This window comes from Alteromonas sp. McT4-15 (assembly GCF_020515205.1).
Taxonomy (GTDB): Bacteria; Pseudomonadota; Gammaproteobacteria; order Enterobacterales; family Alteromonadaceae; genus Alteromonas.
This window is the reverse complement of record NZ_JAJALG010000018.1, coordinates 18,014-36,410: the sequence shown is the minus strand read 5'-3', so window position 1 is coordinate 36,410 and position 18,397 is coordinate 18,014. Positions and strand designations below refer to the sequence as shown.

Below are 18,397 nucleotides of genomic sequence, written 5' to 3'. Positions count from 1 at the left end.
CGCTATGGTCCTCTTTTCAATTCGACTATTTGCGCAGCCGTTAAAGCGAAAGCCCTAAGCGCTCTGCCACTTCAATGTAGGTTTCAACGACTGAACCTAACCCCTGTCTAAAACGGTCTTTATCCATTTTCTTACGGGTTTCTTTGTCCCACAAACGACAGCCGTCTGGCGTGAATTCATCGCCGAGTACAATATTGCCATCTTTATCAACGCCAAACTCAAGTTTATAGTCAACAAGAAGCATACCTGCATCATCAAACAACTGCTTAAGCACACTGTTTACTTTAAACGTCAATGCCTTCATTTCAGCAATTTGTGCTTCAGTTGCCCAACCAAATGACAAAATATGATAGTCATTGACCATAGGATCATGAAGTGCATCGTTTTTGAGGAAAAACTCGAAAATAGGTGGGTTAAGCTCTTTGCCTTCTTCCACACCAAGTCTGCGGACAAGTGAACCAGCAGACAAGTTTCTCACTACACACTCAACTGGGATCATGTCGAGCTTCTTAACCAAAGACTCAGTATCAGAAACAAGCGCTTCAACTTGCGTTGCAATGCCTGCCTCTTCAAGCTTAGTCATAATAAAGTGATTAAACTTGTTGTTTACTTCACCCTTACGCTCAAGCTGCTCAATCTTCTCACCATCAAACGCCGACGTATCGTTGCGAAAGTGTAGAATTAGCTTGTCGCTATCATCAGTGTAATAAACAGTTTTTGCTTTACCGCGGTAAAGCTCATCGCGTTTTTCCATTCTCAGTCTCAGTTATATATCAAGGTTATCTTCTGACATGACCTCAGCAAATGCACTGTAAAGGTCGGAAACCTGATTTGCTTCAAACGGTACACTTTCATTGTTCATGAAAGTTACTGAAGTGCGCTCTGCACCAGCTTGAGCAACTTTCAAACGATAATCGCCTTTCTTAAGTAGCTTTTTATCGCCTGAAAATAAACCGTCCCACCAGCTGCCTTGATCACCATTATAGGTCACAAACAACAGGCCGTTAGATTTATCTAAATCTTTAACGTCAAAACCAAGCTTTCTTAGCACCAACAGCATTCTAGGCCAAACGACATCATATTTGGCGTCAACGACATACGCTGCATCACCATCGGCGTTAAAGCCCATTTCGGTGTTGATACCCTGACGAATTCTTGCAATTCGGCGAGTTTCAGCCAACTGGATTTGATATTCGTAGTGACCGATAACTTGGTTTAGTACTTCAACTTCTTCACGACGCTCTTGCATTGAAGACACATCTGCAACAACGTCGTTGCCTAGTGTTTGCATGTAGTCTTTGAGCTTTACCGTAAGTGCAGCACTGCGCCCATGTGGTTTAACGTCTAGACTAAATTCGAATCGACGTCCAATTTCACTTTCTTCGTCAATAAAGCTATACCAAGGACCATCAATTTCTTTGGTAATGATCATCCAGTCTGTGATCAGTAGTTTTTCTTCTGGGCTGAAGCTGTCAACACCAATGCCTTCTTCATCGAGAAAACTTAAAAGTGAATTCCAAATAGCCTGACTTAGCGGCTGGCTGTCGTCAACTTGGTCAAACCAAATTGTTGCAGAGTTTTTACCTTCTTCGACATGAGATCCTGTCACTAACGGCAACACCAAAGCAGGAGACTGAACTGCTAGTGTTTTACCAACAAGCGTGGCATCAGCGTCTTTACCTAATGGTGGTAAAGCGAATTCATCAGAAAAATTAGGAGAATCTAAATCGGCAGGTACCTGTAAAACTTTTTGTTCTTGAGTTTTTAAATATTCATAGCTACCCGACGCGGTCTTTCTATCTGTTTGGCTTGAACAACCTGCAAGTGCAACCATCGCCACTGAACTTGCTATAGCCAGCGTTCTATTCATCTGTGTTCCTTATTAACCAGAAATCAATGCGTATTTTTTTAGTAGTTCTTCGATACGTTTTTGGCTTGATAGTTCCGGTAAAACCATAGGTAATCGCATAACTGCGCTTTCCATCATGCCCATTTTATATAATGCCCATTTGGGCATTACTGGATTTGGCTCGATAAATAGCTCGCTATGAAGCAACGAAATCGTGCTGTCAATATCGCGGCATTTATCAAAATCTTTATTAAGTGCAGCTTCACACATTTGTGCAATCGCCTTCGGCACTATATTAGCCGTAACGGAAATGACCCCATGTCCACCTTCACACATAAATTCTGCGCTTGTGCCATCGTCGCCACTTAGTAGCACGAAATCGTCGGGAACAAGAGGTTGTGTTTCTTTAAGGCGAGCAATACTGCCTGTTGCGTCTTTAAGGCCCACTATATTTTTGTGGTTTGCCAGTTCTGCAACAGTTTCTGGCAGCATATCGGCAACAGTTCTGCCTGGGACGTTATATAGAAGAACGGGAAGATCGCTTGCATCTGCAATAGCGTTAAAGTGCGCTATCATTCCGGCTTGTTGTGGCTTATTGTAATAAGGCACTACACTTAGAAAGCCATCAATACCTACCGAACCTAACTGTTCAGTAAGAAAAATCGCTTCAGCGGTAGAATTAGCACCACTTCCTGCAATTACCGGAATTGCACCAGAGGCCATCGCCACCGTTTCTTTAACCACATTTACGTGTTCATCAAAAGGAAGTGTCGCAGATTCGCCAGTTGTCCCAACAGATACAATGCCGTGGGTACCCTGCTCAACATGAAACTTTACAAGTTTCTCCAGAGACTTGTAATCAATATCGCCGTTTTGAAACATCGGCGTGACGAGTGCTACGTAACTACCAGTAAACATAATCTCTCCGCAAAATGTGAGCGCACATGTTAAATACGTCAGTGCTTAAACACAAGTGATAGCGTACGTAAAATGACAAGTATTTGACAATATCTTATTCAAAGCGTTGAAAAAGGCACTGACTTATAAAAAAACTCTGTGCTAACATCTTGCTAGTTAGGGAATTTAACTGGTGTTGTATAAATTTCATCCCCTTGTTAACTGAAGCTCATTTTGTAGGTATAACAAGTCATGGTGATTTTATAGCGAATTTGCTATCGGCAGCTTGTTAAACCAACCAACGTATAAATTTTTCGTGTGCAATTTGTCAAAAAACGATTGGCGCTACACCGTGCTTTTAAATAAAAACACAGACTATGCCAGTCGCCGATGTTAGGTGGATATCTGACAATTTACACGCTTTTAAAACAGCACCGGCCATTGTGCCTTTGAGCTTGAAGAATACTAGATGTCAAAACACCAACTTATTGTCACTATTCTGGGAACAGACAAGAGTGGCATTCTCAGCGAAATAGCCAGCACGGTTTCTGAGGCGCAATGTAATATTCTCGATAGCCGACAGGCAATTTACGGACGCGAGTTCTCGCTTACAATGATAATCGAGGGAACACAAAGTGCGATTACAAAGGCAGAATGTATACTGCCAGCGTTGTTTCAGCGACTTGATCTGTTGTCGATGATGAAGCGCACGAGCCATCACGAAAAACAAAATTTAGAACACTTATTTAATGTAGAGTTTAGCGGCGAAGATGCAGCAGGCTTGATTAAGTCTGTTACGGGCTTTTTTGCCGAGCGCCATGCCATGATTAGCGCGTTTAGACAGCGCACATTTAAAGATAAAGTGACTGGCAAAGACAACATGCGATGCAAATTTGTGGTGTCTTTACCCGCATCGGATAACTTAGATGCCTTAGAATCTGATCTAATGGCCCTGTTTGCTACGTTAAATGTCACAGGTAAAGTTGTCGATAAACAGAAAAAGGATCCTAATGAAAACGTTACAGGCTGGTGATAAAGCACCACAATTCTCATTGCAAAACCAAAATGACGAAACGGTTTCGCTAGCAGATTTTGCAGGAAAAAAAGTGCTCGTTTATTTTTACCCAAAAGCAATGACACCAGGGTGCACAGTTCAAGCGCAGGGCTTACGCGATATCAACAATGAGTTGACTTCGAAAAATGTCGTGGTTTTAGGGATAAGCCCTGATGCCGTAAAACGACTGCCTAAATTTATCGAAAAAGAGAGCTTAAACTTTACGCTACTTTCCGATGAAGACCATGCTGTTGCAGATGCGTTTGGCGTATGGGGCCCTAAAAAGTTCATGGGTAAGGAATATGACGGGATTCACCGTTTAACGTTTTTGATTGACGAGAACGGTGACATTGAACATGTCTTTAATAAATTTAAAACGAAAGAACACCACATTGTTGTTTTAGACTACTTGAATAGCTAAATAATTCTAAGCACTATGTATTAAAAGCCCCTCGTTTGAAGGGGCTTTTTTTTACCTACGCTCCAAAGCTCACGTTTTCGTTTCACCTTTTGTACTATCGGTTTAATTAATCAAAACAACTTGGTTAACATTGCTATTCGATTTAATTTTTGAAACAACAATTGTTGCATTTGAAAGCTATGTTCAAACCCCATTATCTCTATTTTTTAGTTCTTGCTATTACTGGCTGCACTAGTGCTCAGGCTCCCGCTTACCAAGAAGACAGAGCGCCAGAGAATAGAACTGAATATAACGGCCTGCGCGGTGTTGTACAGCAACAACGCGACCAAAACTATCTGATGAGCAAAACACTATCTGAAAAATGTAATAACGCGAAAGTCGACCTTGTTGTAGCGCAATCGAAAGAAAATAAGGAAGACATGGAAACACAAAAACGCATCATCAAGGAAACATGTAGATAGTGCGACGCGCAGTGATATCGGCGCTCTATTTTACCGCTTTTTTTACCGGCTAGAATAACTCGAACTGTAATTATCAGCGTGTTTTCTTTGCGTAATAAAATATAAGAGCCCTACGTACGCATCTTGTAAGAAATGCAGGATAATAACCACATAAAGAGAGCCACTTAAAAGGTAAATTATCGACAATACCGCGCCGACAAGCGCTGTCCGCAATACATTGTTCCAACCTTGATAGACATGGCACAAGCCAAATAAAGCACTCGATACTACGACTGATAAAGGTAAACCAATATATTCATCCAACGCGTGCAATAGATAGCCTCTAAAAAGTAGTTCCTCACAAACACCTGCACACACAGAGACACCACCGATAAACCATCTTGCTTCATTTACATTACTTGGAAGTAAATAGTGGAACCCGTTGAGTTGTTTCGCAATTTTGGCTAGTTCCCTCTCATTATCAACCACGCTACGAAAACTTATTAATAGATAACCAACGATCACTACTACCCCTAAAAAAGCAAGGCATTGCGATACGTTAAAATCTATGACCAATCCCAACTCATGCGCCGATACGTCACCGAGAGCCATTAAAGTGAAAAGCAACGAGGTGGGCACAAGCAATAGTAGTATCGTTTCTTGATAAGCCCGCACCTTGGTTATTTTGCCGGTTGTTATTCTTTGCTTCGTGCTCCCTGAATCAATAAGTTCAATGGCTGGTAATAATGCAAAACACAATAACAAGAGTACTTCGATAAACATCATAGTGTAGTTCGCCTAAATGGGTAATCGTTGCCTATGATATTGACCAATCATATTAAATAAATAATATTCTATTTTATGATAACTAAACTAAAAGTTTACTATGATAAAGATTGAGCTCATCGATTCTTTTTTGCTGGTAGCTAAACTGGGTGGAATATCAAAGGCCGCGGACAAAAAATCCTTATCCGCAATGGCCCTAAGTAAACAAATGCGATCGTTAGAAGAACGCGTCGGGCATCCTTTGTTTATCCGCACTGGACGACGTATAGCGCTAACAGAGTTTGGCTACAAGTTTAAAAATGAAGCAGAGAAACTAGCGCAAAGCCAAGCATCATTGCTTAACTGGCTTGACGAAGTATCAGGCACTGTAAGTGGAACACTTCGGGTATTGTTTCAATCACCGATGTTGTGTGACGAGACAATCGTTCCTTGGTTACCACTATTCCTCGATACATACCCCAATATAAATGTCGAGCTTGATGTCAAAGAATCGCTTATTGATATTGCAGAAGACGATTACGATATTTTTTGGGGGATAGGCGAGTATTTAGGCGAGCAATGCCCTAACCTAAAACGCAGAGATTTGTGGACTTCACGCTATGGCGTTTATGCCTCACCACATTACATTGCAAAACGTGGCCTACCGTCTCACCCTGATGATTTAGACTCACACGACATTGTAGGTTACCTTCATAATCAGCCATCAAACGTATTAGTGCTGCAAGAGCGTGGGAGCCCTATTTACTGTACGCTGAACCAACGCGTTGCCAGCGTAACTGGAATGGTAGAGTTAGCCATAGCAGGGCTTGGTTTAGTTAATGCCGGTGACGATGTTAAACAAATCGACGATGCCGTTAAGGCAAAGCAACTTATTCCAGTACTAGAGGATTATTGGTGGCAAGAAGCGAAAGTCTTTATTTATTATCACAACGTAAGGCACCATCAGCCAAAAGTGAAAGCATTCATTGACTTTTTCTTAGCTAAGCGGGATATATGGGCAAACGCTTAACACCACTAAAAAAGGGGCTCATTGCCCCTTTTTTATTCCGTTGCCGTTATGATTCTACCGGTTCAGTGACCACAACAGGGTTACTCGACCAAGCAGTGACCACGGCTTTAACAAGCGTTGCCAATGGAATGGCAAAAAATACACCCCAGAACCCCCACAATCCACCAAATACCAAAACGGCGATGATGATGTAAAGCGGGTGTAAGCTTACCGCTTCTGAAAATAATAATGGTACCAATAAATTACCATCAAGGGCCTGAATGATGCCGTAGGCTATCATCAAATACCAAAACTCTGGGGTTATCCCCCACTGAAACATAGCCACTACCGCTACAGGAATGGTGACAACCGCGGCGCCGATATAGGGAATTAATACCGAAAACCCTACCAACACACCCAGCAATATGGCGTATCGTAAGTCCATTAAGACAAAGGTGACACAACTCACCACGCCTACAATGATGATTTCAATAACCTTTCCACGGATATAATTGGCAATCTGAGAATTCATCTCATGGCCAACTTGCGTAATAAGGCGACGTTCTTTGGGTAGAAGGCGTGAAATACTGTCGAGGAAAAACAGTTTATCCTTCAGCATAAAGAAAACCATGAGAGGCACTAAAATCACGTATACCAATAGCGCTGCCAAATTTGCGATATTGCTAAAAGACGCAGAGATCAATGTCTCACCCACCTCTACCAATTTATCATTCAGACCTTCCATCATTTGATGAATTTGATAAACCTGCACATAGTCAGGATATTTATCAGGTAAGGTTAAGATCCATTCCTGTGCTTTTTGCCATATTAATGGTGTTTCCTGAATAAGATTTACGCTTTGCTTTGAAATAATCGGCACTAGACCTATGAGGGTGAATATCGTTAGGGTGATAAAGCCCATCAATACAACGGCACAAGATAAAGTGCGGCTTACACCTATATTGACCAGTCGTGTCACCGGCCAGTCGAGCAGATAGGCAATGACTGCCGCTACCAGTACTGGCATGATTAGTTCGCCCCACAGCAATAAAATTGCAGTGGTGAAAAGGATCAGTATTAGCAGCATTGCTGCATCAGGATCGGAAAATTTGCGTCGGTACCATCGACCAAAAACGCTAATCATAATGTCGCCTAGATAAACCAAAGAATAGGACAGGCATCATAGTTTATTGCGCTAGTTGATAGCAATACGAAGAGTGTAAGAATCTTTGAAAATCAAACTGGTATGATGTTATTCAAAGTCTGTTTTGACGCGGTAAATCTCACGTAAATTGTCGATGAGCGTGTTACTAAATAGGTCTGATAGTGGTATAACTGTGTTAATCACGAGTAAATGCACAAAAGAAACGATAAAAATTGAAACTGTTTAACAACTTAGCGCTCTAAGTAGTTAGCAAAATAACGTGTTCAGAATTTGTAGGTTCATGATAAAAAAGATTTCAACATCTCTGGTTGCCCTTTCTTTTGCGCTTACTGCAAGCCTAACGGCCATAGCGCAAGACGCCAATTACAGCAATAAAAATGCACTCCCAGAAATAGGTGTTGTAGCATCTGATGCTATATCGCTTGATAAGGAAATGATCGTTGGAGATGCGGTAATGCGTCAAATGCGCGGTCAAAGCCCCCTTATTTCAGACCCTGTACTTGATGAGTATTTGCAAGACTTGGGCAACCGCCTTGTAGTGCATGCCGAGAATGCTAAATTTCCCTTTGAGTTTTTCTGGGTAAACAATGATGCTATTAATGCGTTTGCATTTTTTGGTGGTCACATTGGCGTACACACGGGTTTAATGCGTCGAGCGGAAAACGAAAGCGAGCTAGCATCTGTACTTGCTCACGAAATTTCACACGTAACCCAGCGCCATATTGCGCGACGAATGCAAGCGCAACAACGCTCATCACCTTTGGCAATTGCGTCTATGATTGGCGGTATCTTGATAGCAATGGCAAATCCAGAAGCGGGTATTGCCGCAATGCAAGCTGGCTCAGCGGCGTCTGCTCAACTGCAGATTGACTATACGCGCACCAATGAGCAAGAGGCCGACAGAATTGGAATTACCATGCTGGCACGGGCGGGATTTGATCCAAGAGCCGCAGCAAGCTTTTTCTCAACAATGGCGGAAGAGTACCGCATGGTTTCAAGACCACCTGCACGCCTGCTCACTCACCCATTAACCGAAACGCGTATTGCTGATGCAAGAAATCGTGCTGACGATTATCCGCGCCGCAACTTACCGATAAATAAGCAGTTTGAGCTAGCGAAAGCACGTATCAAAGCACGCTATTCATTTGATGCCGATTACGCCGTTGAATATTTTCAAGCATCCGTTGAACAAAAGGTTCAGCGCAGCAAAGAAGCCAGTATGTATGGTCTGGCACTGGCCTACCTGCGTGCTGAAGAAACCGAAAAAGCGCAAGACATTATGGTGAAACTACTCGCCAATGATCCCAGTAATCTGTTTTATCTAGACGCGATGACAGATATCTATATCTCACTTGGCGAGCCGCTTAAAGCTGTTCAAATGCTTGAGCCTCATGTTACGCATAACCCTCGAAATCAAGTACTGGCGTTAAATCAGGCTAATGCACTTATTAGTGCTCAGAAATATGATGCCGCAATAGAGTTACTTAAAGATTTTCTATTAGTGAAAAAAGACTATCAAATTGCCCATCAATTAATGAGTGAAGCGTATCAAAAAGCCAAACGCTTTTCTCAGATGCATCAAAGCAAAGCGGAGGTCTACGCCCTTTACGGTGCCTATAATCGTGCGGTAGACGAATTGCAGTATGCCTATAACTTTGCCGGTGATGACCACCTACAAAAACAACGCATTCGAGCGCGCATAAAGCAATTTAGGGATCAAGAAGAACGCTTACAACGTCTGTAATATGCGCGTTACTTGCTTATGGTGACAACGCCGCTTTGCATTTCTGTAAGGCGGCGTTTTATTTCCTTCGATGTTACCTCTCCCATTATCGTGTCTGCTACTTTTCCATCAGGCCCAATAATAAATGTTGCTGGCAGGTAAGAAGGCTTTTGCATAGGTAAAACGGTACTATCCTCTGCAACGATGATAGGGATATGAATATTGAACTTCTCTGCCATCTCGCTAAGGTCGCTCTCACTCTTTCTATCGTAATTAATTGCGAACAAAAGCGTATTCTCTGGCAATTGTCTATTAAACGCGTTTAATTCCGGCATTTCTCGTAAACATGGTGCGCACCAAGGAGCAAAGTAATTAATAACGACCCAGTGTTCGGTTAAATCGCCCCATGTGTATTTTTGACCACTTAGAATACGAAAGTCATGCTGTATTTTATTTTGTTGCGGCGCGATTAAGAGCTGATAGCTCGCGACCCCAGCAACGCCAGCACAAAGTAAAAGTGCCAACATACCGAGCTTTCTAACCAATTTATTCACTCATACACCCTTGTATTCATTTCGAGATGACGACACATCGCTTCACTCATTTCTTTCATATTGCCAGATGCATTTAGTCAAAAACAACTATTTAAATATAGGTATACTATGTGGCATCAAGGTTGACTAAATCAACAACTTAACAAATCAACGTGTTAAACAAGACTAACGATGAGAATAACCATGACAGATGTTTCTATTATTCATAACCCGCGATGCTCCAAAAGCAGACAAACCCTTGCGCTACTAGAAGAAAAAGGCGTCACGCCCGTTATCGTTGAGTACCTCAAAGCCCCCTTATCGGAGTCGGAAATTAAGGACATATTTAAAAAACTTAATCTTGAATCAGTTCGCCAGATGATGCGTACCAAAGAAGACGAGTACAAAGCGGCCAATTTAGGTGATAGTAACGTGACTGACCAGCAGCTGTTTGCGGCGATGGCAACAACACCAAAGCTCATCGAACGACCTATTGTAATTAATGGCGATGCCGCCAGAATTGGCCGCCCACCAGAATCAGTACTGGATATTTTATAATGTCACCTGTTCTCGTGCTTTACTACAGTCGAAATGGCAGTACAAAGCGCCTTGCCGACGCCATAGCACAAGGCGTGAGCGCGCTTGATGTGCCTGTTATTGTACGTACTGTGCCAAGCTTAAACCCAAGCGAAGACGATGATCGCTCACCCGTTGCAACAGTGACACTACAAGAGTTGGAACAATGCAGCGCATTAGCATTGGGGAGTCCAACTCGGTTTGGTAATATGGCCGCGCCAATGAAGCACTTTCTCGACTCAACAAGCAGTTTGTGGCTTAAAGGCGCGCTAATTGATAAGCCAGCATGTGTATTTACGTCATCATCATCGATGCACGGTGGTCAAGAATCTACGCTGTTATCTATGATGCTACCGCTAATTCACCATGGCATGGTAGTGTGTGGTTTACCTTATAGTGAACCCGAACTACACAGTACAACGACAGGTGGCAGCCCTTACGGCGTTAGTCATGTGGCACACCATGATTTTGCCAACCCGCAACAATTGAGCGACGACGAAAAAGCGTTGTGTATGGCACAAGGCAAACGGCTAGCGCGCTTTGCAAAAGTACTTAGCCAACAAGCACCCTCGGAGAAATAATATGGCACCCGATACGCGTTTCTTTCGCTATCTCGCATTAGTTAGTCACACATTACTTATCGTTTGGATAACATTGTGGCAATTTACTTTTACCAAGGAGCACACCTATTCACCTATTTTTATTGCTCTGTTTTACATACTACCGCTACTGCTCCCATATTGGGGCGTGCTTAAAGGTAAACCCTACACACACGCATGGGCAAACTTTGTCGTTTTGTTTTATCTTATTCACGGGTGCACTGTTGCCTACGCTGTTCCCGCCGAATTTTGGTATGCGATCATAGAGATTATTTTGTGCACAGGTATGTTTGTGGGCTGTAGCGCTTTTGCACGTAAGCGCGGCAGAGAACTTGGTTTAGGACTCAAGAAACTCAAAGAAGAAATGAAAGAAGAGAAAGCCTACTTTGAGGGCCAACAATAGAGGTAGAGTTATGAAGAGCTGGCGTATTTACCTTGCTGCGGGGTTTGGACTTGTTTTTATCGCCGCATGTGGTGGCTCGGGTTCAGATTCGCCAGCTTCTCCACCTGTAACAGACTCACCGACAGGCATTACTATAGATGGCCCAACTGATGCTCGCGTCGGTGATAGTGTCGATTTTGCTGTAGTAGCCCCATCAGGGCGACAGATTACTGCTATTGCCTGGCAAGTAACAAACCTAGATTCACCGCCGCTCGGTGCACATACCCAAGCTGTAGGTTTTGACGCACAACGTGCAGGCGACTACGTAGTAAGTGTTGAATTAACCTTAGACGATGGACGCCGGTTAGATGATGTACTTACATTATCAGTAACCAATTCGAATGAACCTTTGGCGGTGTTACGCCTAGGTCATGAAGCCACTGAAGGCGGCCGTGTATCTTTATCAGTAAATACCCAAAACCTTAACGGTCTTACCGTTACCGCCATTGATTGGACACAAACTCGCGGACCACAAGTTAACGGGTTTTCATTCGATGACGGTGATATAAGCCATAACATCTATTTTCAAGCACCGCGTGTTAGTGCAGACAGTATTATTACCATAAACGCGACCCTAACATTATCAAACGGGACCCAACTCAGTGATAGTGCCTCAGTGGTAGTCAAAAACGTTGATGTTGACCTTGACGGTTTCTTTGTCGATAACGACACGAATGAAACGGTAAGCAGCCATATGCAACCGTACAGGCCTGATAGCCCTTATGCATCAGCACTTAGCCAATGCGTTTACAATAACCAAGTAAAAAGTAGCTGTCGTTTCTCAACTCTCCCGCTTATTGGTCAAGAAACAGAGTCTCCTTCTGTTGATGATATTTTAGATAGAACCTATGTGTCGCATCCTTGGATGGGTGATGCGTTTAAACGTTTTTTAGAAACATCGCAAAGCAAAGACGACATGCTTAAACTGCTTAGAGCAACAACGGCAGTAGTTATATCTTACGATATTAGACCTTCTTACTATTGGGTTGCTACTGGGGCAATTTATTTAGACGCAAACAACTTTTGGCGCACACCGCAAGAACGCGACACCATCAATACACGCCCAGATTATCGCAGCGGATTTGGTAGCGACTTAGATTTTACGAGTAGTTGGCGTTATACAAAAGAGGGAGAGTATTACTTTCCCATTTTAACAAGTTTTAACGCTGCTGATAGACTCTCTCGAAGTAATAGTGAAGTTGAAGCGGCACTGACGTGGCTGTTATATCACGAACTTGGTCACGCCAATGACTTCTTTGATTACACAGAATGGGACAACCTAGCCCCTAGCGAGAGCCCACTTTCCGCTTACAATGATGCCGCACCGATTTCTACATCGCTATCTAATGCGTTGCCACTCACCTCATCGCAACTACATGCTGTTGCCCAAGTTCGCTATGGAGGCCAAACAGCCACAGCAGCGCAGCGTAATTACACCGCTTTACAGATAGCCAATTGGTTCGAAACTGACGGCGCAGTATCGTTTTATTCTTACTATACTGAGCGCGAAGACATCGCCACCCTCTTTGAGCGGTTCATGATGTTGTATCGGTTGGGTGTCAGCGCCGACCTTGGATTATTTGCTCAAGAGCGTATTGATGATGGTAGCTTTACCATTACATGGGGTCAGCGTAACCGGGTAAGTGACGAAAACGTAAAACCGAGAGTAGACTACGCAGTGAGCCGCATACTGCCCAATCTCAATGTACCTGACATTCAAGCGAGCCTACCCTCTCCTATTATGCTTCCAACTGATAGATCATGGCGTGAGACCGTGTCGTTTGGTGTGTCATCAAATAACAAGTCTGATGTTGTTGAGAGTAACGCATCTCACAATCAACAAGACAGAGCGAACACACTTACGGTAAGTGATGAATTAGAAATGATAAGACGCATTGATAACGGCAAATATCAGTAAGCACTTCTAATAAAGGGTTAAATAAGGCCTAGTTCACGTTTAACCATTGCCACTGACAAACGTTTTTGTTCTTGCAACGAGCGTGTATCTAATCTTGCCAATAAGGCCATTAGGCTCTTTAAGTCGCGCTCACTGTGATTCAGCAAAAATTGTAGCGCTTGATTTGACAGTTTAAGCCCTCTTTCGGCCGCTCTTAGTCGCACGGCTTCTTCACGCCCTGCATCATCAAGTTGATTAACGTGGTAAATAACACCCCACGCTAGCCTAGAACGCAGATCTGGCAGTGTAAATGCAGGGTTTGATGGTCCTAAATGACTGGTACATATTACCAGCGTATGCTGTGTTTCACTCACGCGATTTAACAGGTCAAAGAGTGCTTCTTCCCATCTTTCATCACCCGCAATGGCATGGACATTATCAAGGGCAAGTACTGATAAATTCTCGAGCCCTTCGAAAATATCGTAAGACCAAGCCTGAAAATCATTCATGTTAAGATACAAGTGATTAACTGATTTTTCAGCGAGTTGATGGCACGTAGCAAACAACAAATGACTTTTACCGATAGCCGACGCACCGAGCAAAGTAACTAGGGGAAGTTTGAGTGTGGACAAATGCCCTAGCCCTTGTGCATGACGCCAGTCAGGGAGCGCTATAACGATGTTCTCAAGTAGCGCCACCACTTCTTCATTGCCTACATTGACGAAACTATCAAAGTTTTCGTCGATGGGCAGTGTCACTGGCAAAGGTAATTGCATGCTTTTCTAATTACTCCAGTAAAAGCTGTGCCCTTCCACTGATTCGCCATGTGCATCAGTGACTGGCCGCAATTTCGTCTCAAGTCGAACACTATTTAATAGGTCGTCAACCGTACCTACTAATGTGAGCGCAAAAGTCGCTACCGTGCCTGATTGCTCAATTAATGTCGCGCTTTCGATAACACTCAAACTGTTTAGATAGGCTTTAACACTCGCATAACTGCCAATGGTTCCTACATTTGCGATAGACACGGTTAGCACTTCGCGCTTAGAGGCATCTATACCCACAACGGCATACAAAGAGGATAGATAATTTGAATACGCATCGACAAGTTCACTGGCAAGTAATTCAGGTGTGTCGCCATAGATACTGCCATAACTCACTTTGCCGCCACCTATAAACACCCAATCCAATGCAAAATCACCCTCGTCTGCACGTTTCGCATAGTGAGTAAATTCATCCATTGTAAATGGGGCCAGCGGTTGAGTTTGTGTATTAGCATTCGTCTCAGCCATACCCAACGCTGCATTGTCGCCTACTTCAGTTTCCTTCATGACGTCGCTGTCGGCGCTAATAACATCGCTGTCGGCACTTATTACGTCGCTGTCGGCACTGATATCGCTATTGCTGTTGGTAACACCCTCTGGCGTATCACGTTCAACATTGTTATCAGACATACGCGCAGGTTCACTGTCGAGCACGTCCTCTAACGAGTCGACCGTACCAGAAGCAACAACGGTTTCTGGTAACTCGGGTATTACAGTAGGATCGTTCTTATACACCCGTGCACCAATGATGTTATCAATGCCATAACGCACTGAGGCCGTTTGCAAAGGTTCAACAAATCGCCCCCACACGTCATATGTAGTGATATTCACATTGTCGGTGAGATCCATTAACGGCAAGCTAAGTGGAATGCCGCGTTCTTTTGCTGTCTGCTTTAACGTGAGAGTAAGTTCTGATTGTGAAGATTCTTCAAGAATAATGCGTTTATCTTCATCAGATACATCCTGCGCTATCCAGACAATAGTTTCTGGGCGACGGTCTCCCCACAGCGGTAACATTTCACGCTGAAGCAGCTCTGTTAGCTTAGTGTTATCAAATTCGGCAACGTAATATGTGCGATTGCCGTCAAAGTCGAAACGATAAGAACGTAACATCGCTTGGGGTGTACGCAGTGCCGCTTTTACGCCTGCATTGTCGAGAACCACTGTGCTTCCAGACATTTTTACGAACACCTGTTTAAGCGCTTCCTTTAATGCGGCTTGTTGTGTGCGTTGGCTTTGGTCGCTTACTTCAATGTGCGCTTCATTGACAATGACACGTTGTGCAGCGAAAACACTGGGCACAGCGTTTAACGTCAACAATGCACACACACCTGCGATCCTTGCGCCCCTAAATACGCGACTAACATAATGACTAGCGTTGCGCTTAACCATTGTTAACATCCAATCTCCATTCGTTTTTAAAACCAAACCGTTACCTTTAACACCTTATGAATTTAACTTCATCATTACGTTACACAAGGCTAATACGCTTCAAATTTCTATTCTCTTTTATATTGGGGCTAATTTCATCCTTAAAATGAAAAAGATTGTGACACATTGTTTTTCGATACCAGCAATTTAGCACTAACCTTTTGGTCAACATCTGTTTTAAATAGGCAAAACCTAGAAAAACTTCTGCAAAAAAAAGACCATAAAAACCCTGTGACAAATTGGACTTGTGTCTACTTACTGGTAGAATCCGCGTTTTTCTACCTCTTAGTTCCAGGGCCCAAACGTGAGCGAAAATAAAACCTCTTTAAGTTACAAAGATGCAGGCGTAGATATCGACGCAGGAAATCAACTTGTTGAACGTATTAAATCTGTTACCAAAAAAACACACCGCCCCGAGGTGAAAGGTAATTTAGGAGGCTTTGGTGCGTTATGCGAGCTCCCTACTAAATATAAAAAGCCGCTTCTTGTATCTGGCACCGATGGTGTTGGTACAAAACTAAGAGTTGCAATGGACGCCAACCGTCATGATGGTGTGGGAATCGACCTTGTTGCAATGTGCGTAAACGACCTGATTGTTCAAGGCGCCGAACCTTTGTTCTTCCTTGATTATTACGCCACGGGCAAGCTTGACGTTGATGTTGCAGCATCAGTGGTAACTGGTATTGGTGCTGGTTGTGAACAAGCAGGCTGTGCATTGATTGGTGGTGAAACAGCTGAAATGCCTGGAATGTACCATGACGGCGACTATGACATAGCCGGCTTCTGTGTGGGTGTTGTTGAAGCTGACAAGGTTATCGATGGCACAAATGTTAAGCCTGGCCAAAAGCTCATTGCATTAGGTTCATCTGGTCCGCATTCAAATGGCTATTCATTGGTTCGTAAAATCATTGAGGTAAGCGGTGCTAACGTTAATGATAACCTTAATGACAAACCAATTATTGACCAGTTGCTTGAACCAACGCGTATTTACGTCAAGTCGGTGTTAGCACTATTAGAAGAAGTAGAAGTTAGCGCAATCTCTCACATCACTGGCGGTGGTTTCTGGGAAAATATCCCTCGCGTACTACCTGAAGATGCCAAAGTCGTTATTGACGAATCTACATGGGAATGGCCAGCTATTTTCTCTTGGTTGCAAGAGAACGGTAACGTAACGCGCCACGAAATGTACCGTACTTTTAACTGTGGTGTTGGCCTTGTTATTGTTGTTGACGAAGCAGATGTAGACAACGCGTTGTCTATACTTAAACAGCACGGCGAAAACGCGTGGGTAATTGGTGACATTGAAGCCAAAGACGGCGAAGAGCAAGTAGAGATCAACGCGTGAGTGAAGCTGTGACTAAGTTATGTGTACTAATTTCGGGTAACGGCAGTAATTTACAAGCCATTATTGATGAAATAAAAGCACACCGTTTGAATGCACAAATTAGTGGTGTGATCAGTAATCGTCCAAATGCCTACGGTTTAGAGCGTGCAAAAGAAGCGGGCATTGAAGCAGTATGTATTGATCATACGCAATATGAAGACCGCATCGATTACGATAACGCCTTGAAAGCACAAATCGACGCATTTGGTGCCGATTGTGTTGTGCTTGCAGGCTTCATGCGTATTTTAACACCTGAGTTTGTAAACTATTTTTCTGGAAAATTAGTGAACATTCATCCATCTTTGTTGCCAAAGTACAAAGGGTTGAATACGCATCAGCGCGCTATTGATAACTCAGACACTGAACACGGTGTTAGCGTTCATTTTGTAACACCCGAGTTAGATGGTGGCCCTGTCATTATTCAAAGCCGAGTACCGGTGTTTGAAGATGATACGGCAAGCGATTTAGCCGAGCGTGTTCAAGAGCAGGAGCGCCGCATTTATCCACTTGTGCTATCTTGGTACAGCGCGGGTCGACTTAAGATGCGAAACAATAAGGCTGTTTTAGATGATCAAGAACTTCCAGAATCTGGTTATGCGAGCGAGTAAAGGGCTTGTAAGTTGCACATTGCTGACACTGTCTTTGTCAGCAATGGCACAAGATTCCCAAAGCGACACTCTGTCGCTTACGCCCTACAAGGCAACGTATACCGCGTATAAATGGGACGATGATGTTGGCGAAGCCAGCATAGAGTTATCTAAATTAGGTAACAATCAGTATTCGCTGCTATATACGTCAAAGGTATCTAAGTTTTTCCTGTCTGATAAACGCAGTGAACACTCGATTTTTACTGTAAATGATAACACTGTTGTGCCATCACAGTACTTTTACGATCGTTCTGGTACTGGGCCAGATAAAGCATTAAAAGTCACGTTTAGTCATCAGGGTAACGGTAAAATTAATGTCGAAAATGGCAATACTTTTGATTGGAACGGTGAGTTTGATAATCAAATATACCGTCTAGACCTTGCTAAGCAGCTGGCAGAAGGAAAAACTTCACTCTCTTATGACTTCGTAAACTACCGCGGTGAGTTGCGTCATTACGGCGTTGAAGTTGTAGATAATGAAACACTGTCCCTGCCCTATGGCAAGATTGAGGCAGTGAAGGTGAAGCTTATTCGAGACTCAAAAAAACGTGAGACGTTTGCATGGTTTGCTCCTTCTTTAAACTATGCACTTGTGCGTTTACAACAGTTTAAAGAAGGCGATGAACAAGGTGACATAAAGCTTAAGTCATTCACTGAGCTGTAGTCACTTTTGGTATCGTATTGACTCTGCCGAGTTTAACATCTTGTTAAACTCGGCAGTTTGTTTTAAGCATAACAATA

20 protein-coding genes are annotated in these 18,397 nt (G+C 43.2%); 12 read left to right on the top strand and 8 right to left on the bottom strand.

Annotation, left to right across the window (positions count from 1 at the left end; all coding sequences use genetic code 11):
• Positions 1-40 precede the first annotated feature (40 nt).
• From purC to dapA, 3 genes are read right to left on the bottom strand one after another with little or no spacing between them, the layout of a single operon-like run.
• On the bottom strand, positions 41-754 hold the full coding sequence (gene purC, locus LHL20_RS13225; protein WP_202265590.1) for a phosphoribosylaminoimidazolesuccinocarboxamide synthase: 714 nt from the start codon (positions 752-754) through the stop codon (positions 41-43).
• Positions 755-766: 12 nt separating this feature from the next.
• Entirely contained in the window at positions 767-1,870 is a 1,104-nt protein-coding gene (bamC, locus tag LHL20_RS13220; RefSeq protein ID WP_202265588.1) for an outer membrane protein assembly factor BamC, read from the bottom strand.
• A gap of 12 nt (positions 1,871-1,882) precedes the next feature.
• A complete protein-coding gene (gene dapA / locus LHL20_RS13215) occupies positions 1,883-2,767 on the bottom strand; it encodes a 4-hydroxy-tetrahydrodipicolinate synthase (RefSeq protein WP_159624715.1) in 885 nt (294 codons plus the stop codon).
• A 448-nt stretch (positions 2,768-3,215) separates the two neighbouring features.
• Here dapA and LHL20_RS13210 point away from each other — a divergent pair, with 448 nt between their 5' ends.
• From LHL20_RS13210 to LHL20_RS13200, 3 genes are all read left to right on the top strand, one after another.
• A complete protein-coding gene (locus LHL20_RS13210; RefSeq protein WP_159624717.1) occupies positions 3,216-3,779 on the top strand; it encodes a glycine cleavage system protein R in 564 nt (187 codons plus the stop codon).
• Positions 3,757-4,221, top strand: coding sequence for a thioredoxin-dependent thiol peroxidase (bcp, locus tag LHL20_RS13205; protein ID WP_226433634.1), 465 nt, complete (start codon positions 3,757-3,759; stop codon positions 4,219-4,221). Before LHL20_RS13210 ends, bcp begins: the two co-directional genes overlap by 23 nt.
• Before the next feature lie 179 nt (positions 4,222-4,400).
• A complete protein-coding gene (locus tag LHL20_RS13200; protein WP_202265582.1) occupies positions 4,401-4,682 on the top strand; it encodes a hypothetical protein in 282 nt (93 codons plus the stop codon).
• Positions 4,683-4,724: 42 nt separating this feature from the next.
• Here LHL20_RS13200 and LHL20_RS13195 read toward each other — a convergent pair whose 3' ends face one another.
• A complete protein-coding gene (locus LHL20_RS13195; RefSeq protein WP_226433633.1) occupies positions 4,725-5,447 on the bottom strand; it encodes a CPBP family intramembrane glutamic endopeptidase in 723 nt (240 codons plus the stop codon).
• A 100-nt stretch (positions 5,448-5,547) separates the two neighbouring features.
• Here LHL20_RS13195 and LHL20_RS13190 point away from each other — a divergent pair, with 100 nt between their 5' ends.
• On the top strand, positions 5,548-6,456 hold the full coding sequence (locus tag LHL20_RS13190) for a LysR family transcriptional regulator (protein WP_226433632.1): 909 nt from the start codon (positions 5,548-5,550) through the stop codon (positions 6,454-6,456).
• A 46-nt stretch (positions 6,457-6,502) separates the two neighbouring features.
• Here the strand turns inward: LHL20_RS13190 and LHL20_RS13185 are convergent, their stop codons facing one another.
• Positions 6,503-7,579 carry an AI-2E family transporter gene (locus LHL20_RS13185; protein WP_159624725.1) on the bottom strand — a complete coding sequence of 359 codons (1,077 nt, stop codon included), beginning with the start codon at positions 7,577-7,579 and terminating at the stop codon, positions 6,503-6,505.
• A gap of 301 nt (positions 7,580-7,880) precedes the next feature.
• On the opposite strand from LHL20_RS13185, the gene LHL20_RS13180 reads away from it, so the two are divergent.
• Positions 7,881-9,344 (top strand): M48 family metalloprotease, encoded by a 1,464-nt coding sequence (locus LHL20_RS13180; RefSeq protein WP_226433631.1) that lies wholly within the window; start codon positions 7,881-7,883, stop codon positions 9,342-9,344.
• Between the two features lie 8 nt (positions 9,345-9,352).
• Here the strand turns inward: LHL20_RS13180 and LHL20_RS13175 are convergent, their stop codons facing one another.
• The gene (locus tag LHL20_RS13175) at positions 9,353-9,877 is read right to left on the bottom strand and encodes a TlpA disulfide reductase family protein (protein ID WP_226433630.1); all 525 of its coding nucleotides are present in this window, start codon (positions 9,875-9,877) and stop codon (positions 9,353-9,355) included.
• Positions 9,878-10,060: 183 nt separating this feature from the next.
• Here LHL20_RS13175 and arsC point away from each other — a divergent pair, with 183 nt between their 5' ends.
• Genes arsC through LHL20_RS13155 form a run of 4 tightly spaced genes read left to right on the top strand, consistent with a single transcriptional unit; the run spans position 10,061 to position 13,391 of the window.
• Positions 10,061-10,414, top strand: coding sequence for an arsenate reductase (glutaredoxin) (gene arsC, locus LHL20_RS13170; protein WP_159624731.1), 354 nt, complete (start codon positions 10,061-10,063; stop codon positions 10,412-10,414).
• Positions 10,414-11,013, top strand: coding sequence for an NAD(P)H:quinone oxidoreductase (gene wrbA / locus LHL20_RS13165; protein ID WP_226433629.1), 600 nt, complete (start codon positions 10,414-10,416; stop codon positions 11,011-11,013). Before arsC ends, wrbA begins: the two co-directional genes overlap by 1 nt.
• 1 nt (position 11,014) lies before the next feature.
• Positions 11,015-11,434 (top strand): DUF2069 domain-containing protein, encoded by a 420-nt coding sequence (locus LHL20_RS13160; RefSeq protein ID WP_226433628.1) that lies wholly within the window; start codon positions 11,015-11,017, stop codon positions 11,432-11,434.
• 10 nt (positions 11,435-11,444) lie between these two features.
• The gene (locus LHL20_RS13155; RefSeq protein ID WP_226433627.1) at positions 11,445-13,391 is read left to right on the top strand and encodes a hypothetical protein; all 1,947 of its coding nucleotides are present in this window, start codon (positions 11,445-11,447) and stop codon (positions 13,389-13,391) included.
• Between the two features lie 17 nt (positions 13,392-13,408).
• Here LHL20_RS13155 and hda read toward each other — a convergent pair whose 3' ends face one another.
• On the bottom strand, positions 13,409-14,146 hold the full coding sequence (gene hda, locus LHL20_RS13150) for a DnaA regulatory inactivator Hda (protein ID WP_226433626.1): 738 nt from the start codon (positions 14,144-14,146) through the stop codon (positions 13,409-13,411).
• 6 nt (positions 14,147-14,152) lie between these two features.
• A complete protein-coding gene (locus tag LHL20_RS13145; RefSeq protein WP_226433625.1) occupies positions 14,153-15,595 on the bottom strand; it encodes a DUF2066 domain-containing protein in 1,443 nt (480 codons plus the stop codon).
• Between the two features lie 334 nt (positions 15,596-15,929).
• Here LHL20_RS13145 and purM point away from each other — a divergent pair, with 334 nt between their 5' ends.
• From purM to LHL20_RS13130, 3 genes are read left to right on the top strand one after another with little or no spacing between them, the layout of a single operon-like run.
• Positions 15,930-16,970, top strand: coding sequence for a phosphoribosylformylglycinamidine cyclo-ligase (gene purM / locus LHL20_RS13140; protein WP_159624742.1), 1,041 nt, complete (start codon positions 15,930-15,932; stop codon positions 16,968-16,970).
• On the top strand, positions 16,967-17,617 hold the full coding sequence (purN, locus tag LHL20_RS13135) for a phosphoribosylglycinamide formyltransferase (RefSeq protein ID WP_159624744.1): 651 nt from the start codon (positions 16,967-16,969) through the stop codon (positions 17,615-17,617). Before purM ends, purN begins: the two co-directional genes overlap by 4 nt.
• Complete coding sequence (locus LHL20_RS13130; RefSeq protein ID WP_159624746.1) at positions 17,577-18,320, top strand: DUF3108 domain-containing protein; 744 nt, start codon at positions 17,577-17,579, stop codon at positions 18,318-18,320. Before purN ends, LHL20_RS13130 begins: the two co-directional genes overlap by 41 nt.
• The last annotated feature ends 77 nt before the right edge of the window (positions 18,321-18,397 follow it).

Coding starts and splice junctions, on each gene's coding strand:
- purC (WP_202265590.1), bottom strand. CDS start 754: ATGGAAAAACGCGATGAGCTTTACCGCGGTAAAGCAAAAACTGTTTAT.
- bamC (WP_202265588.1), bottom strand. CDS start 1,870: ATGAATAGAACGCTGGCTATAGCAAGTTCAGTGGCGATGGTTGCACTT.
- dapA (WP_159624715.1), bottom strand. CDS start 2,767: ATGTTTACTGGTAGTTACGTAGCACTCGTCACGCCGATGTTTCAAAAC.
- LHL20_RS13210 (WP_159624717.1), top strand. CDS start 3,216: ATGTCAAAACACCAACTTATTGTCACTATTCTGGGAACAGACAAGAGT.
- bcp (WP_226433634.1), top strand. CDS start 3,757: ATGAAAACGTTACAGGCTGGTGATAAAGCACCACAATTCTCATTGCAA.
- LHL20_RS13200 (WP_202265582.1), top strand. CDS start 4,401: ATGTTCAAACCCCATTATCTCTATTTTTTAGTTCTTGCTATTACTGGC.
- LHL20_RS13195 (WP_226433633.1), bottom strand. CDS start 5,447: ATGATGTTTATCGAAGTACTCTTGTTATTGTGTTTTGCATTATTACCA.
- LHL20_RS13190 (WP_226433632.1), top strand. CDS start 5,548: ATGATAAAGATTGAGCTCATCGATTCTTTTTTGCTGGTAGCTAAACTG.
- LHL20_RS13185 (WP_159624725.1), bottom strand. CDS start 7,579: ATGATTAGCGTTTTTGGTCGATGGTACCGACGCAAATTTTCCGATCCT.
- LHL20_RS13180 (WP_226433631.1), top strand. CDS start 7,881: ATGATAAAAAAGATTTCAACATCTCTGGTTGCCCTTTCTTTTGCGCTT.
- arsC (WP_159624731.1), top strand. CDS start 10,061: ATGACAGATGTTTCTATTATTCATAACCCGCGATGCTCCAAAAGCAGA.
- wrbA (WP_226433629.1), top strand. CDS start 10,414: ATGTCACCTGTTCTCGTGCTTTACTACAGTCGAAATGGCAGTACAAAG.
- LHL20_RS13160 (WP_226433628.1), top strand. CDS start 11,015: ATGGCACCCGATACGCGTTTCTTTCGCTATCTCGCATTAGTTAGTCAC.
- LHL20_RS13155 (WP_226433627.1), top strand. CDS start 11,445: ATGAAGAGCTGGCGTATTTACCTTGCTGCGGGGTTTGGACTTGTTTTT.
- hda (WP_226433626.1), bottom strand. CDS start 14,146: ATGCAATTACCTTTGCCAGTGACACTGCCCATCGACGAAAACTTTGAT.
- LHL20_RS13145 (WP_226433625.1), bottom strand. CDS start 15,595: ATGTTAACAATGGTTAAGCGCAACGCTAGTCATTATGTTAGTCGCGTA.
- LHL20_RS13130 (WP_159624746.1), top strand. CDS start 17,577: ATGATCAAGAACTTCCAGAATCTGGTTATGCGAGCGAGTAAAGGGCTT.